10 protein-coding genes are annotated in these 14,956 nt (G+C 73.6%); 4 read left to right on the forward strand and 6 right to left on the reverse strand.

The window, feature by feature from the left end; all coding sequences use genetic code 11:
* Window positions 1-75: 75 nt before the first annotated feature.
* Genes OXG55_08840 through OXG55_08860 form a run of 5 tightly spaced genes read right to left on the reverse strand, consistent with a single transcriptional unit; the run spans window position 76 to window position 4,604 of the window.
* Window positions 76-966, reverse strand: coding sequence for a hypothetical protein (locus OXG55_08840; GenBank protein ID MCY4103349.1), 891 nt, complete (start codon window positions 964-966; stop codon window positions 76-78).
* A complete protein-coding gene (locus OXG55_08845; GenBank protein ID MCY4103350.1) occupies window positions 963-1,838 on the reverse strand; it encodes a hypothetical protein in 876 nt (291 codons plus the stop codon). Before OXG55_08845 ends, OXG55_08840 begins: the two co-directional genes overlap by 4 nt.
* Window positions 1,835-3,271: an ATPase, T2SS/T4P/T4SS family gene (locus OXG55_08850; GenBank protein MCY4103351.1), complete on the reverse strand. Its 1,437-nt coding sequence runs from the start codon at window positions 3,269-3,271 to the stop codon at window positions 1,835-1,837. The genes OXG55_08845 and OXG55_08850 overlap by 4 nt, the downstream gene beginning before the upstream one ends.
* Window positions 3,268-4,026 (reverse strand): hypothetical protein, encoded by a 759-nt coding sequence (locus OXG55_08855; protein ID MCY4103352.1) that lies wholly within the window; start codon window positions 4,024-4,026, stop codon window positions 3,268-3,270. Before OXG55_08855 ends, OXG55_08850 begins: the two co-directional genes overlap by 4 nt.
* Window positions 4,023-4,604, reverse strand: a complete 582-nt coding sequence (locus tag OXG55_08860) for a hypothetical protein (protein MCY4103353.1) — start codon at window positions 4,602-4,604, stop codon at window positions 4,023-4,025. Before OXG55_08860 ends, OXG55_08855 begins: the two co-directional genes overlap by 4 nt.
* A gap of 509 nt (window positions 4,605-5,113) precedes the next feature.
* Between OXG55_08860 and OXG55_08865 the strand changes: the two genes are divergently transcribed.
* Entirely contained in the window at window positions 5,114-5,632 is a 519-nt protein-coding gene (locus OXG55_08865; protein MCY4103354.1) for a prepilin peptidase, read from the forward strand.
* A 95-nt stretch (window positions 5,633-5,727) separates the two neighbouring features.
* On the opposite strand, the gene OXG55_08870 is transcribed toward OXG55_08865, so the two are convergent.
* Window positions 5,728-7,122 carry a hypothetical protein gene (locus tag OXG55_08870; GenBank protein ID MCY4103355.1) on the reverse strand — a complete coding sequence of 465 codons (1,395 nt, stop codon included), beginning with the start codon at window positions 7,120-7,122 and terminating at the stop codon, window positions 5,728-5,730.
* 271 nt (window positions 7,123-7,393) lie between these two features.
* Between OXG55_08870 and OXG55_08875 the strand changes: the two genes are divergently transcribed.
* From OXG55_08875 to OXG55_08885, 3 genes are read left to right on the forward strand one after another with little or no spacing between them, the layout of a single operon-like run.
* Window positions 7,394-9,871, forward strand: a complete 2,478-nt coding sequence (locus tag OXG55_08875) for a DNA topoisomerase 4 subunit A (GenBank protein MCY4103356.1) — start codon at window positions 7,394-7,396, stop codon at window positions 9,869-9,871.
* Between the two features lie 2 nt (window positions 9,872-9,873).
* Window positions 9,874-12,102, forward strand: coding sequence for an ATP-binding protein (locus OXG55_08880; GenBank protein ID MCY4103357.1), 2,229 nt, complete (start codon window positions 9,874-9,876; stop codon window positions 12,100-12,102).
* Between the two features lie 52 nt (window positions 12,103-12,154).
* Window positions 12,155-14,884, forward strand: a complete 2,730-nt coding sequence (locus tag OXG55_08885) for an ATP-dependent DNA helicase UvrD2 (GenBank protein MCY4103358.1) — start codon at window positions 12,155-12,157, stop codon at window positions 14,882-14,884.
* The last annotated feature ends 72 nt before the right edge of the window (window positions 14,885-14,956 follow it).

The following is a 14,956-nucleotide window of genomic DNA, read 5'->3' on the forward strand; positions in this document are numbered from 1 at the left end:
CAGGTCGTCGATCACCCTGCGGGTTCGCGGGGTGCCCACAGCCGTTCCGCAGAGGGCAGGGGTCACCGGCACCGCTCACAACATCTCCAGGAGCGAGTTCAGTGCCGGGTAGCCGACGAACATCACGAATGCGATCGCCACGACGACGGTGGGGATCGACATGCGCTCGGTCGTGGAATCGGCCTTCATGCGGGCGTTGGCCAACTCGAGCGTGCTGAGCATCTCCGCCTTGCAGGCCAGAGCCTCGGCGGGGCTGGCCCCCTGCTCGGATGTGAGACGGATCGTGGCGGCCAGCTCCTCGACATCCGGCACGCCGATCTCGGCCGCCAGACGATGGAACCCCGCCGACGGGGACTTGCCGTTCACCCGGCTCCAGTCCATGGCCGCCTTCAGCTCGTCGAAGGCCCAGCCACTCCCGACCGCGGCGGCCTGGTAGAGCGCCCCGTCGCTGTGGCTCCCGCCCGCCACGAGGATCTTGACCAGGTCCATGTAGGCACTGAGTGCCCGCAGGAACTGCTCCCGTCGCTCGGTCGCCTGCTTGCGGAGTGCCCCGTCGGCACCCACGTAGCCGCCCAGGAATCCCAGAGCGGCCAGCATCGCGACGCTCCACGCCGGCGGCGCCAGGCCCAACAGCCGCGCCCCGTAGCCGGCGGCAGCGAGCGCGGCCGCGGCCAGCAAGGCGCCCGCCAGCTTGGCGAAGGCGTGCTGGGCGGGACTGCGACCGACGATCCGCAGGTCCGCCCCAAGGGTCCCGAGATCGAATCCGAACGACTCGACGATCCGGAGGGCGTGCTGTTCGACCCGGTTGCGCCGGCCGGGGAACTGCTCGCTGCCGGCATCGCCGTCGCGCGGGCCCCGCCGGTGGTAGTCGCTGAGCGCACGCAGCAACGGCACCCGCCGCCGCAGCAGACCCCGGCCCACGAGCCAGACGCCGGCACCCACGAGCGCCCCGACCAACGCCGTCATCGCACCAACTGCGCCATCCCGGCGGCGGTGGGGTCGAAGTAGCGCTCGGGGGACCGCACGCGGCCGAGCCGCGCCAGCAACCAGAACCCGCCCAGAAACACGCAGCCGATGCCCGTCAGCACGACCTGTCCCCTGAAGCCGTCATAGGGCGCCAGGTAGCCGCGGTCCACCAGGTACAGCCCCCCGGCCATCACCGCGGTCGTGCCCACGATGAGCCGGGCCGAGGTGCGGTAGCGCGCCCGGGCGGCGTCGGCCTCGACCACCAGGCGGCTCTCGGCGCGGACGACCTGTGCCTGGGACCGGAGCAGCGAGACCAGGTCCTGCGCTCCCTGGACCGACGCCAGGATCAAAGAGGCGGCGACCTTGTCGACAGCGGGGTGGGCCACGTCGGCTGCGAACGCCAGCAGAGCCTCGGGCAGGGGACGGACCTCCAGGCGGGCGGCCAGTTCCTGCACCTCCCGGCGGATGGCGGCCGGCGCCGCCGCGGCCGAGCCGGCGATCGCCCGCTCGATGCCCCCGCCGGCGGCCAGGATGGCGTAGAGCATCTCGATCCAGCCGGCGATGGCGTCGCCGCGCTCGCTGACGGAGCGCAGACCCTCACCCTTGGAGAACCGCCCGGCGAACAGCACGATCCCGGCGGCCACGAGCACCCCGGCACTGAGCCACCCCGTGAGCGCGAAGATCGCCACGCCCGCCACCACGGCGATCGAGCCGCGACGAAGCCTCGCCAGGGAGGCCGCGGCGCCCGCGGCGATGTCCCTGGAGGTGTGCCGGCCCCGTGGCACCATCACCCGCCCGCGCAGTCCGGCGGCCAGCACCCAGGCGCCCAGGCCGGCGAGTGCCCCGCAGACCACCGTCGCAAGCTGGCTCACCGGTCCCACCAGCCCTCGGGGCGGTTCATGAGCGCCGAGTCGAAGCCCGCTTCGGTGAGCCTGCGGAGCGTCGGCTCGGCCCGCAAGGGCTCACCCGACGGCACCGCCCAGCCGCCCGGAGACGGGCGCCAGACCTCGTTGGAGAGCACGTGGGTGTCCGTCGAGCCGACCACCTCGCGGATGCTCGTGATCCGCCTCGTCCCGCCGATCGCCTCGACGTGGACGACGAAGTCCACCGCCGAACCCACGAGCCGGTAGGTGAAGGCCCGGGAGAACTGCTGGGGCGTGAGCGAGGCGTACATGGTGAGCCGCTCGAATGCCTCGGCGGTGCTGTTGGCGTGGATGGTGCACAGCGAGCCGTCCTGGCCCGAGGTCATCGCCAGCAACATCCCCAGCACCTCCGGGCCGCGAACCTCGCCCACGACGATGCGATCGGCGTGCATGCGCAGGCACTCGCGCAGCAACGCCTCCAGCGGGAACGACCCCGCCCCCTCCACGTTGGGGGCGCGGGCCTCGAGGACGCCGATGTCGGGATGCAGGTCGGCGTAGTGGTGCAGGCCCAGTTCCAGCTCGTCCTCGACGGTGATGATCCGCTCCTGCGGTGGCACCTCGTTCAGCAGGCTCCGCACGAGGGTGGTCTTGCCGGCCCCCATGCCCCCGCACACCACGACGTTGAACCCGGCGCGCACGGCGGCAGCGAAGAACGACTCGATGGCGCGGTCGAACATGCCCGCCGCCCGCAACTCCGACAGCCGCGCCAGGTCCGGGTCGTGCAGGCGGATGGTCACCATCGGCACCAGCGACACCGCCATGACCGCGTGCAGCCGGCCGCCGTTGGGCAGGCGCATGTTCAGCACCGGCGAGGACACGTCGAAGCGGCGGCCGCTGCGATCCAGCGTGGCGCCGACCCAGCGGATCTGCTCGATGAGCTCGTCGTTGCTGGCCGCCACCGGATCGCCCCGGCGCTTGTTGCCGCGGCGGTCGACCAGCCAGACGTCGTTGCAGCCGTTGATGTGGATGTCGGTGAGGTCGGGATCGTTCAGGAATCTCTCCCAGGGACCCGTGCCGAAGGCGTAGGCCAGAGCCGTACCCGCCAGACGCTCCTCGGCCGCGGCGTCGAGCATGGGCGCCCCGATCACCAGGCGGTGCTGGGCCAGGCTCAACATCCAGTCGGCGATGACCGCCCGGGCCCGCTCGCGGCGCTCGGCGTCGCCCGGACGCCGTCCGGCTCGGTTCTCCTGCTCGATCCAGACCGCCAGTTCACCGCGCAGATGCTCCAGGAGCCCCGCCAGCAGGTCCTCCGGCGGCTTCTCGTCGCCGTCGCCCTCCCGGCTCTCGGGCGGATCTGCGGGAACCCCCTCGGGCGCCCGGCGCGCCGGGTCCGCCGAGGGTGGCCCGGGATGCTGGCCCGGCGGTCGCAGGGGGACGCTCACGTGCCTGCGGGGCGCGACGCCACCGGCGTGCCCGCCGAGCAGAGATGGGCCAGCAGATCGGTGACCGGCCGGACCGTGCGCGCCAGCAGCGACCGCCGAAGTGCCCGCTCGCGCCCCCCGTCGCCGGCCAGCGCCGCGGCGCCACGGGAATCGCCGGCCACCGCGGCCAGAACCCAGGCGCGGTCGCCGGTCGTCTGGCGCAAGGCCACGTCGATCTCGCCGACCGGATAAGAGCCGTCCCCGACGACCACCGCCAGCAGCGGCCGCTCAGCCGACAGACCTTCGGCCCGGTCGAGCAGCACGGCGAGGCTCTCGAACCGCGGCCGCACCACCACGACGACGAGATCCGCCGGCTCGTACAGCTGGGGCGGCGTCTCGGAATCCCGCAGGCGGCCGGCGTCGACCAGGAGGTCGGTGTCGCGCAGGCTCCGGTCCAGTTCCCCGAAGTCGACCTGCTCGAGAGCGCCTCGGGTGGCGGCGCCGCCGGGCGCCACCAGCACGGGCGGACCGCCCGGCAGGCGCTGGCAGGCAGACCAGAACTCGGCCTCGCTCACCCGGTGACGCGACACCGCGGCGAAGCTCACCAGGCTGGGGCGCTCCGGATGCAGCCCGAAGCGCGCAGCGATCGTGCCGCCGTCGGTGTCGGCCTCGATGAGGGCGACCCGGCGGTGACGCGGCCACTGGTAGGCGACGCAACTGGCCAGTGTCGTCACCCCGGGCGCGTCCTTGAGCGAACCGAACAGCACGAGGCTCACGAGTCCACCTCGGCGAGGCGAGGGCCGGCCGCCGCGGCCGCAACCACCCGCGGCGCCGCGGCTCTCGGCACCAGCAGGGACACGAGCGCATCGCTGCCTTCCCCGCTGCCGAGCCACAGCATGTCGAACACCTCCACGCCGGAGACCACAACCGGGTCGTCCCAGCCGACCAGCGGCTCGCTGGTGAGCAGATCCACCACGTCGCCGACGGAGAGCGTGCTCACCGGGTACCGCCCGGCTCCGAGTCGCAGACCCACCACCGCGTACTCCGGGGGGATGGTCGAGGAGGCCTCCAGCAGGGAGCCGCTCACGAAGCCGCCTGCGCTGGTGCCGAACGCCACCGTCCGTCCCACCACGTCGGCGGCGGCGGCCACGTCCACCACGTCGACGGGGGTGTCGCTCTCGATGCTCGCCACCGTGAGGTCGTCCGGCGCCACGACCTGCCCCCTGCTCATGTCGTTCGCCCACACCAGCACCGCGGCGCGGGGCGGCTGCCGGCCGGCCAGCATCAGCGCGCCGATCGCCCCGAGGCCGATGAGAACCACCCCGACCGCCAACTCGGGGACACGCCGCCGCACGGCGCCCCCCGGCGTGCCCGGAGAGCCCTCCGCCGGGCTCCGCAGAGGGTCGCCGGGCCCGGTGATCCGCCCGTCGCCCGACGTCCCCGCCGTCCGCGGTGTCCCTGGCGCTGCCGGCGCGTCGGGGGCCGCTGGGCCAACCGGGCCTCCCGAGGTAGAGAGACCGGGACCGCCGGGTGACGAGCCTGCTCGTGGCGGGTTGCTGAACGACACGGTCGGGACCTCCTCTGCGCGCACGGCCGCTCGGGCTGCCCCGAGGGCTGCAAGAAGTCCGCACGGCACCGCACTGCGCTGTGCCGCTGGAAGATCGGCCCGACCGCCGGCGGGAGAGAACGGGAAGGCGAGGCCTCCGATTGCTCGCCCGCCAGCCGCCTCTCCGGATCGGCTGCCGTTCGAGCGGATTGCAGACTAACCGGAGAAAATCAGAATCACAAGAAATTATTTCAAGATGTTGGAATCAAATGTCGTCGGGCGTATACCGACGCATGCCCAGGCATCGGTTCGTCGCGATGGCGGTCGCACTGGCCGGCGGCACCGCCGCCAGGTTCGCCGACATCGAGCGGCTGCTCTTCATCGCCTGGCTGGCGGCACTGGCCGTCCTGTCGTGGCACGACCTGCGCACCCGGCGCATCCCCACCGCCATCGTCAATCCCGCCACCGCCGTGGGGGCCGCGGCCCTGGCCGGCACGGCGTGGCGCAGCGGCGCGCCACTGCGGCTCGGAACCGCGGCGGCGACCGCCGCCGGCGCCTACGCGGCGTTCGCGGTGCTGCACGCCCTCAACCCCGACGGGCTGGGCTACGGCGACGTGCGGCTCAGCGGTCTGCTGGGGCTCTACCTGGGATGGCTCGGCCCCGCCGCGATGCTGACAGCCGCGCTGTTGGGTGCCCTCGGGGCGGCCGCCGCGGCGCTGGTCCTGCTGGCGCAGCGACGGGGCCCCGGGGCGACCCTGCCCTTCGGTCCCTTCCTCGCCGGCGGGGCGGCCGCCGTGGCGCTGCTGCACGCCGAGTCCCCGCTGGGCTTCGGCTGAGGAACCGGCGCCGTGTGCCGTGCGGCAACCCGGGCTTCGGCCTGCGGCCGGCCGGTGCCGCGGGTCCCGTGCGGCGCGGCGCCTGGTGGACCCGGCTACTCGCCGCGGCGCCAGACGTCCAGGGCGGCCCGCATGGAGGGCTCCAGCCAGGCGTCGAAGCGCCGGCGCGCCCCCGCCACGCTGTCGCGGAAGTTCACCTGGAACGGCTCGCTGGACACCACCCGATGGTCGTAGATCTGCCCGCCCCGCTTGCGGTAGAAAATCAACACCCCGGCCACGACGCCGCGGAACGACTGCCCCACGGCGTGGAACGACAGCAGGATCTCCGAGCGGCCGTTGGGGGTTTCCAGCCCGATGCGGTTCCAGGCGCTGAAGTTGCGCAGGTTGGCGAAGTAGCCCTCGCGGCGCACGCCGTCGATGACCTGCTTGCGGTGCCAGTTGCGGCGCTCGGGATGGTCGGGGGGCGAGTAGTCGGCGAAGGCCCGGCGCTCGCCGCTGCCGTCGTCGAGGGCCTCGATGAGGTCGGACTCGATGCCCGCGATCCGCGCCTTGGCGTGCCAGAAGACCTCGGTGGCGACGTTCATGGCTTCCGCGAAGTTGCGCCGGAGCCTCGACGCGCCCGCCCGGAACTGATCCGAGATGACCGAGATCACGCCCGTGAGGTCGTCGGGCTCGCTGGACACCCGGCCGAGCGCGCTGACCCCCTGCAGGAAACTGCGGCGCTGGGAGGTGGCCACGATCCGGCGCAGCGCCGCCAGCCCGTCGGAGTGGGCCACCGCGCAGGCGTCGGAGTAGGCGTTGCGGTCCTCCCGCCGCACCGTGAGCGGGAAGAGATCGGCCGCCATGAGGCTGTAGGAGGCGGCCGCCCGCGCCACCCGGTCGCTCAGGTTGCCGAATGGCCGCAGGCGCCCGAGGGCGTGCACCAACCAGGCCGCCACGAGTTCCGGCGCCGGCTCGTGACCCGGCGGCGGGATGGCGTCGATGATCTGTTGCAGCTTCTCGGCGGAGGAGTCGTCGTCAGCGGCGGCGGGCCGCTCGTCGACGGCGTCGTATCGCTCCAGCTCGCGCAGGCGCCCGTGCAGCTCGACGAGCAGCTCCAGATCCAGCGGCGTCCGGGCGTCCTCCTCGTCATCCAGCCGATCCAGCAGCCACAGCACCACGTCCCGCAGCAGCGACAGGATCTCCACCTCCCACTGCTCCATGTCGGCGCCCGCCGCGTCCCGCCCGGCGGCGTCGAAGCCGTTGATCGCCAGGCGGAGGGCGAGGCCCCGGTCCACGTCCACGAGCCGCTCGGCGAGGGCAACGTCCAGCGCCCACTCGCGGGCCAGCCGCGCCTCGACCGCCGTCAGCCCGTCGGGGTTCTCGTCGAGGCACAGGTCGCGGACGTCCGCCCACGCTTCAGCAATCGCGGCGCACTCGCCGCTCGGAGCATCCCACTCGATCGCCGCCGGATCCCCCAGGAAACCGTTGGCCGCTTGGCCATTGTTCATCGACGTCTCTTCAGCTTACCGCACACGACAGAACTGTTGTATTCTGCATATTATATTCTTGCAGTTCTATGGGCCTCGACAATGTAACAGATTCTGCGGGGCCGAATGAATCGACATTTTGACCTACAGCGACCCCGAGTATCACCTGCCGGCGCTTGCACGGGTGCTGAAATGGGCATGGATGCGGAACCGGGCCGCGGATCGGGCCGAGCCGGCTCCAAGGACCGCCGGTCCCGCGCCGGCACGAGACCGCTGAAGTGAGAACCCACCCATGAGCCCGCGACAGACCCTGCGGCCGGCGGCCGGCGCGCCGTTCGCCGGCGAGATCATCGACACACCCATCGTCGAGGAGGTGTCGGAGTCGTTCCTGGCCTACTCGCTGTCGGTGATCACCTCACGGGCGATTCCCGACGTGCGCGACGGCCTCAAGCCGGTGCAGCGCCGGATCCTGTACTCGATGCTGCGCATGGGGCTGCGGCCCGACTCGCCGCACCGCAAGTGCGCCCGGGTGGTCGGCGACACCATGGGCAACTACCACCCCCACGGCGACGCCGCCATCTACGACGCCCTGGTGCGCATGGGCCAGGACTTCAGCCGGGGCGTGCCGCTGGTGGACCCCCAGGGCAACTTCGGCACCCTCGACGACCCCCCCGCGGCGGCCCGCTACACCGAGTGCCGGCTGGCGGCGGCGGCCATGGAGATGCTCGACGAACTGGACGAGGACACGGTGGACTTCCGGTCCAGCTACGACGGCGAGGCCTCCGAGCCGCTCTGCCTGCCGGGGCGGCTGCCGAACCTGCTGGTGAACGGCACCAGCGGGATCGCCGTGGGCATGGCCACGAACATGGCCCCGCACAACCTGCGCGAGGTGTCCGAGGCGGTGCGCCTGCAGATGGCCGACCCCGAGATCTCCACCGGGGACCTGATGGCGGTGCTGGGCGGGCCGGACTTCCCCTCCGGCGGGGTGGTGCTGGACGACAGGCTGGCCGAGACCTACGAGCGGGGGCGCGGCACGATCCGGGTCCGGGCGCGGGCGGAGATCATCGAGGTGGGCCCCCGCCGGGAGGCCATCCGCATCCTGGAGCTGCCGTGGCTGGTGGGTCCGGAGAAGGTGGTGGGGCGGATCAAGGAGGTCGTGGGCGCCGGCCGGCTCGAAGGCGTGGAGGACGTCAAGAACCTGTCGGACCGCCACACCGGGCTGTGCATCCAGGTGGACTGCCGGCCCGGCACCGACGCCGCCGCCGTGCTGGCGAAGCTGTGGCGCCTGGCCCCCCTGGAGGAGACGTTCGCGCTGAACAACGTGGTGCTGGCCGGCGGGGTGCCGGTGACCTGCTCGCTGAAGGACCTGCTGGGGCACTACATCGACCACCGCCTGGAGGTGGTGGTGCGCCGCACGCGCTTCCGGGCGGCGGCCGCCGAGGAGCGCCTGGTGATCCTCGAGGGTCTGATGATCGCCCTCGACAACATCGAGCGGGTGGTGGCCATCATCCGCGGCAGCGCCACCGCCGAGGCGGCGCGGGAGGCGCTGTGCCGGGAACTGCCCCTCAGCGAACCGCAGGCCGAGGCGGTCCTGGCCATGCGGCTGCGGCGCCTCGCCGCCCTGGAGCGGGATCGCATCATCGCCGAGGGCGACCGCCTGGTGGCCGCCCTGGCCCGGTACCGGGAACTGCTGGGCTCGGAGGCGAAGCGGCGGGAGCTGGTCGTGACGGAGCTGGGCGAGCTGGCCGATCGCTACGGCCGCCCGCGCCGCAGCCGGATCACCCCGGCCGCCGAGGCGGACGCCGGCACCGCGGGTGCCGCGGGCACGGCGGGGCCGGCGGGCTCGGGGTCCGGCACCGCCGCCGAGACGTGGCTGGTGACGCTGTCGAGCACCGGGCTGGTGGGCCGGTCGCCGGTGAGCGCCTCGCGCCGGCGCACCCTGGGCCGCCACGACCTGGTGCGCGCCTCGGCGCTGGTGGACGCCGGGGACATCGTGTGGGCCCTGACCAGCGAGGGGCGCGCGGTGCCCCTCGCCGCCGGCGGCGTGCCCGAGGTGGCCGGGCGCAGCCGCGGCGGCCCCGGCGGCGAGGTGTTCGACCTGAGCGGCGAAGAGCGGATCCGCGGCCTGGTGCCGGCGCGCGGCGGCGAAGGCACCGCGGCGGCCGGCGACGACCGCGCGGGGGACATCGTGCTGGTGACCCGGGGCGGTGGCGCCAAGCGGCTGGCCTTCGAGGAGCTGGCCGTCGGCGCATCGGCGCCCACCGCCCGGGCCGTCCTGCCTCTCGGCGACGGCGACGCGGTCGTGGCGGCGTTCGGCTGCCCGGCGGGCGCCGACATCGTGCTGGTCTCCTCGGACGGCTCGCTGCTGCGCACCGCCTCGACAGGGCTGCCGCGCCGGCGCGCCGCTGCCGGCGGCACCAGCGGGATGAAGCTGCGGCCGGGCGCCTCGGTGCTGGGCGCGGGGGCACTGTTCGGCGAGTCCTACGTGATCGTGGTGACGACCACCGGCGCCGCCAAGGCCACGCCGGCCGGCGACTTCCCCGCTGCAGGACGGGGCGGTATGGGCGTGCGCATCTGTTCGCTGCGCGACGGCGAGACGCTGCGGGACGTCTACGTGGGGCCGCTCGTGGACGTCTTCGTGCTCACCGGCGAGCGGCCCGGCGCCCCCGACGGCGAGCCGGTGCCGTTCCCGCTGCCGCCGACGCGGCGCGGGCTGGTCGCCCGCTCGGGCCCCGAGCCGATCCTGGCCGCCGGCCAGAGGCGGTGGTGAGGATGCCGGCGCGACCCGACGCCCCGCGGCTGTTCGATCCTGTGAGCGCCGTGGGCGCCGAGACCCCCGACGTGCCGGAGGCCGCCCCGCCCGAGGCCGGCAGCGCGACGACCCGCGGCAACAGCTCGCCGGCCACCGCCGGCGACTCGCCGCGCCCCGAGCGGCCTGATTCGAGCGCCGGCCGGGAGACCGACTCGGGGGCCGACGCCGGGCACTACGAGGCCGACTCCATCCAGACCCTGGAGGGCCTGGAGGCGGTCCGCAAGCGGCCCGGCATGTACATCGGGGGCACCGGCAGCGACGGGCTCATGCACCTGGTGTGGGAGCTGATCGACAACGGCGTCGACGAGGCGGCCGCCGGCCACGCCCGCCGCATCGACGTGACCTTCGGCGGTGACGGCTCGGTCACCGTGCGGGACGACGGCCGCGGCATCCCGGTGGGCAATCCCCCCGGCCGGGACGTCTCGGCCGTGGAGGTGGTGTTCTCGGAGCTGCACGCGGGCGGCAAGTTCGGCAGCGGCACCAACGGATCCGCCTACGGCGCCAGCGGCGGGCTGCACGGGGTGGGGGCCTCGGTGGTCAACGCCCTGTCGGAGCGCATGCGCGTCGAGGTGGGGCGGGACGGCCACATCTGGCGGTTGGACTTCAGCGAGCGGCTCGCCGGCCGGCGCGACGGCGACGGCTTCACGCCCCGCCACGACCTGCAGCGGCTGAAGCCCACGCGCCGCACGTTCACCCAGGTGCGCTTCTGGCCCGACTGGGAACTCTTCGACACCGAGGCCTCCTTCGACTACGCCGCCACCTGCGAGCGGGTGCGGCTCATGTGCCATCTGGTGCCGGGCCTGCGGGTGACGGTCGACGACCGCCGCCGGGGCGCCGCCGGCGAGCCCTTCGATTTCCGCTCCGAGAAGGGTCTGGGAGGGCTGGTGGCCGAACTGGCCGGCGAGGCCGGTGACGCGGTCACCCGCATCATCGAAGTCTCCGGCTCGGGCAGCTTCGAGGAGAAGGTGCCGGTGGACGGCAGCCTCACGACCGTCGAGCGGGAGTGCTCGGTGTCGGCCGCGCTGCAGTGGACCGACGGCTACCGCAGCAACGTGGCCAGCTTCGTGAACACCATCCCCACGCCCGCCGGCGGCACGCACCTGGCCGGCTTCGAGCGGGCGCTCACCCGGGCGGTGAACGACGTGCTGCTGGACGGCTCCAAGAAGCTGGCTCGCTCCGGGGAACGCGCCGGTCGCGAGGAGGCGCAGGAGGGGCTGGTGGCCGCCCTGCAGGTGGTGGTGCCCGAGCCGCAGTTCCGGGGCCAGACCAAGCAGGAACTGGGCACGCCGCCGGTGCAGTCCATCGTCTACGAGGCCGTCAAGTCGGCGCTGACGGAGTGGTTCACCAGCGAGGGGCCGCGCAGCAACGTCACCGCCCTGCGGGCCAAGATCAGCGACGCCGTGGAGGCCAAGGCAGCCTCCCGGCAGATGCAGGCCGACCGCCGCAAGGCCTCGGCGCTGGGCTCGACGGGTCTGCCCGACAAGCTGGCCGACTGCCGGGTGCACGGGCCCGGCAGCGAGTTGGTCATCGTGGAGGGCGAGTCGGCGGCCGGGCCGGCCAAGGCGGGGCGCAACGCCCACAACGTCGCCATCCTGCCGCTGCGGGGCAAGCTCGTGAACGCCGCCAAGGCCTCGCTGCGCCAGGTGCTGGAGAACGCCGAGGCGCAGGCCCTGTTCCGCTCGGTCGGCGCGGGGGTGGGCACCGACTTCGACTCGGCGGCGGCCCGCTACGGCCGCATCGTGATCCTGTGCGACGCCGACGTGGACGGCAGCCACATCCGCTGCCTGCTGCTGACGCTGATCCACGCCTACATGCGGCCGCTGCTGACCGAGGGCCGGGTGTACGCCGCGCAACCGCCGCTGTACACCACCCGGGTCGGCAAGGAGACCCACCGGGCCTTCAGCGACGCCGAGCGAGACGCCATCGGCGCCCGGCTGGCCAAGGGACGCCGCGGCGGGCTCGAGTCGATCCGCTGGCAGCGCTTCAAGGGGCTCGGCGAGATGAACACCGACGAGCTAGCGCACTGCGCCCTGGACCCGGCCACCCGCACGCTGCGGCGCATCACCGTGGCCGACGCCGCCGAGGCCCGCAAGCTGCTGGAGGTGCTGATGGGCTCCGACGTGGCGCAGCGCCGCGACTACATCGGCCGCCACAGCAGCCTGGTGGACCCCGCCACGCTGGACATCTGAGCGGCCCGCGGCCCGACGGCCCGGCCGCCGCCGGCAATACCCTGCAGGCCCGATGACCTTTCCGGGACCCGAGGCACTGGGGCGGGGGCTGGTGGTGGCCGCCGGCACGGATCTCGGGGCCGAACTGGCTGTCGCCCGGGGCTGGGAGCGGGTGCGGGTCGACGGGTCGCTCCTGGCCGACGGGCCGGGCGGCGGCGGGCGGCTGGCCGACACCACCGAGCGACTGCACAGGGCCTGGGCCGGGCGGCAGCGGGTGCTGGTGGAGCTGTATCTCCCGACGGAGCAGCTCGCGCAGCTGCGGCAACCGGAGGTCGTCGAGCGCGCCGTGTACCTGCTCGGCGCCGAGTTCACGCTGCTGCGCGAGCGGCTGCAATTCCTGCTGTGGCGCAACAACTACGACGCCCGTAACGGCGAGCCGGTGTGGTGGTGGGCCCGCAAGGCCGCCGGCCTGGGTGCTCGGCCGAGCGGGCGGGCCGACGTGGTGCTGGGCGACGGCAGCGAGGCGTGGGTTGACGGCGGGCCTCGCCAACCGCTGGACCTTCTGGGCGAGCCCGGCCGACCAGACCGGGTGGCGGTGCACGCCGAGTCGGTGGAGTTGGGCCGTCTGGCGCGCCAGCCCCCGCCGCGCGGCACCACCGGCGACGGCACGTTGCTGGCTCCCGACCAGCGGGCCGCGGTGGAGCACCCGCGGGGACCGGTGCGCGTGGTGGCGCCGGCGGGCTCGGGCAAGACCCGCACGCTGAACGCCCGGCTGCTGCACCTCGTGGACGACCGGGGGGTCGAGCCGTCGCTGGTCACCGCCGTGGCCTACAACAACCGGGCAGCGGCGGAGATGCGGGAGCGGCTGCAGCGCCCGGACCTGCAGATCCGCACGATCCACTCGCTGGGCTGGCGGATAGTTCGGGATTCGCGGCCCGACGTGACGCTGCTGGGCGAGCGGGAGGTGCGGGGGCGCCTGCAGCGAATCCTGCCGCACACCCGGCGAGCCGGTAAGGACGTCCTCGGCCCGTACGTCGAGGCGCTGGCCGACGTGCGCATCGCACTGCGACACCCCGAGCGGGTGGAGGCCGAACGAAACGACGTGCCGGGCTTCGCCGGCATCTTCGAGAACTACCGGGCCGGGCTGGCCGAGCGGGACGAGTGCGACTTCGACGAGCAGGTCTACGAGGCCATCCGGCTGCTGCTGGCCGACCCCGAGTTGCGGGCCCGCTGGCAGAAGCGCTGCCGGCACCTCCTAGTGGACGAGTTCCAGGACCTGACGCCCGCCTACCTGCTGCTGCTGCGACTGCTGGCCTCGCCCGGGTTGAACGTGTTCGGCGTGGGCGACGACGACCAGACCATCTACGGCTACGCCGGCGCTGACCCGCGGTTCCTACTGGAGTACGAGCGGCTGTTCCCGGGCGCGGGCAGCGCGGCCCTGGAGGTCTCCTACCGCTGCCCACCCGAGGTCGTGACCGCCGTCGGGCACCTGCTGCTGAACAACCGGCATCGCTTGCCCAAGACGGTGCGCGCCGTCCCGACAGAGCACGCCGACCCGGTCGCCACCGATGCCGCCAGTGCCTTCAGGGTCATGCGGATCCCCGACGAGGCGCTGGCGGCGGCGGCCGCCGGGATCGTGACCGGCTGGCGGGACGAGGGTGTGCCGGATGGGGGCATCGTCGTGCTGGGGCGGGTCAACTCGATGCTGCTGCCGGCGCTGGCGGCGCTCGACGAGGCCGGCGTGGGCACACGTTGCCTGCTCGAGACCTCCTTGCTGCACCGCAGCCTGGTACGGGCCGCGCTGGCGTGGATGCGCCTGGCGCTGCGGCCCGACTCGATGGATTCCCGCGACCTCACCGAGGCGGCTCGGCGGCCCGGCCGGAAGATCAACCAGGTGTCGCGGGAACTCCTGGAAGGAGCCTGGGACCTGTCCCTGGAGCGGCTCGCCACGCTCGGCGCCCGCCTGAACGAGCGGCAGCGGGAGTCCTGGAACGGTTTCGTGGCCGACGTCGAGGCCGGGGCCCGCCTCGTCGCCGGCGGCTGCGACTCGCGCCGGCTCGTGGAATTCCTCATGCAGCAAGTCGGGCTGGGGCGGGCCGCCGGCTCGCTGGACTCGGGACGCACCCGGCCCGACCGGGCGACGCACGCCGACGATCTGCTGGCGCTGCGCCGGGTCGCCGCCGTCTACAGCAGCCCCGCGGGGTTCCACGGGCAACTCACGGGACTGTTGCGGGGCACCTCAGAGGTGGGCGACGGCGTCCTCCTCACCAGCATCCATCGGGTCAAGGGCCTGGAATGGGACCGGGTGCTCTTGTTCGCCGCCGACGAGACGCTGATGCCGCACCAGTTGGCCGTCGACATCGAGGAGGAGCGCCGGGTGCTGCACGTGGCGGTCACCCGCGCCAGCAACCAGGTCGTGGTGCTGGCCGACGAGAGCCGGCCGTCCCGCTTCCTGGACGAGTTGGAGGGCCGCCCGCCGCAGCGGCGGCCCGAGCGCAAGGGATCCGTCCCGAACGCCCGGACGTCGAAACGCCCGGCAGCCGCCAGGCCAGCAGCGCCCACCGACGAAGCGCCTTACGACGAGGCGCTGTTCGAGTCGCTTCGCCAGTGGCGCCTGGAGGAAGCCCGCCGGCAGGACGTGCGAGCGTTCCACGTCTTCAGCAACCGCGTGCTCCGGAACATCACCCGCGCCGCCCCCGCAACGACGGCCGACCTGGCTGGCGTGTCCGGGGTCGGCCCATCCAAGCTGGCCGCTTACGGCGACGCGGTCCTGGACGTCGTCAGCCACCACGACGGTTCCTGAGGCTTCAGCCAGTCCCGGCTGCGGTCATCGATCGCTCGGGGGGCGCAGAGCTCTCGTCTTCGGTACACCCGC

It is taken from the genome of bacterium, assembly GCA_026708055.1.
Taxonomy (GTDB): domain Bacteria; phylum Actinomycetota; class Acidimicrobiia; order Acidimicrobiales; family CATQHL01; genus VXNF01.

Excerpts from the sequence above, each read along its gene's own strand:
- OXG55_08840 (MCY4103349.1), bottom strand. The coding sequence starts at position 966 with ATGACGGCGTTGGTCGGGGCGCTCGTGGGTGCCGGCGTCTGGCTCGTG.
- OXG55_08865 (MCY4103354.1), top strand. The coding sequence starts at position 5,114 with ATGGCGGTCGCACTGGCCGGCGGCACCGCCGCCAGGTTCGCCGACATC.
- OXG55_08870 (MCY4103355.1), bottom strand. The coding sequence starts at position 7,122 with ATGAACAATGGCCAAGCGGCCAACGGTTTCCTGGGGGATCCGGCGGCG.
- OXG55_08875 (MCY4103356.1), top strand. The coding sequence starts at position 7,394 with ATGAGCCCGCGACAGACCCTGCGGCCGGCGGCCGGCGCGCCGTTCGCC.
- OXG55_08880 (MCY4103357.1), top strand. The coding sequence starts at position 9,874 with ATGCCGGCGCGACCCGACGCCCCGCGGCTGTTCGATCCTGTGAGCGCC.
- OXG55_08885 (MCY4103358.1), top strand. The coding sequence starts at position 12,155 with ATGACCTTTCCGGGACCCGAGGCACTGGGGCGGGGGCTGGTGGTGGCC.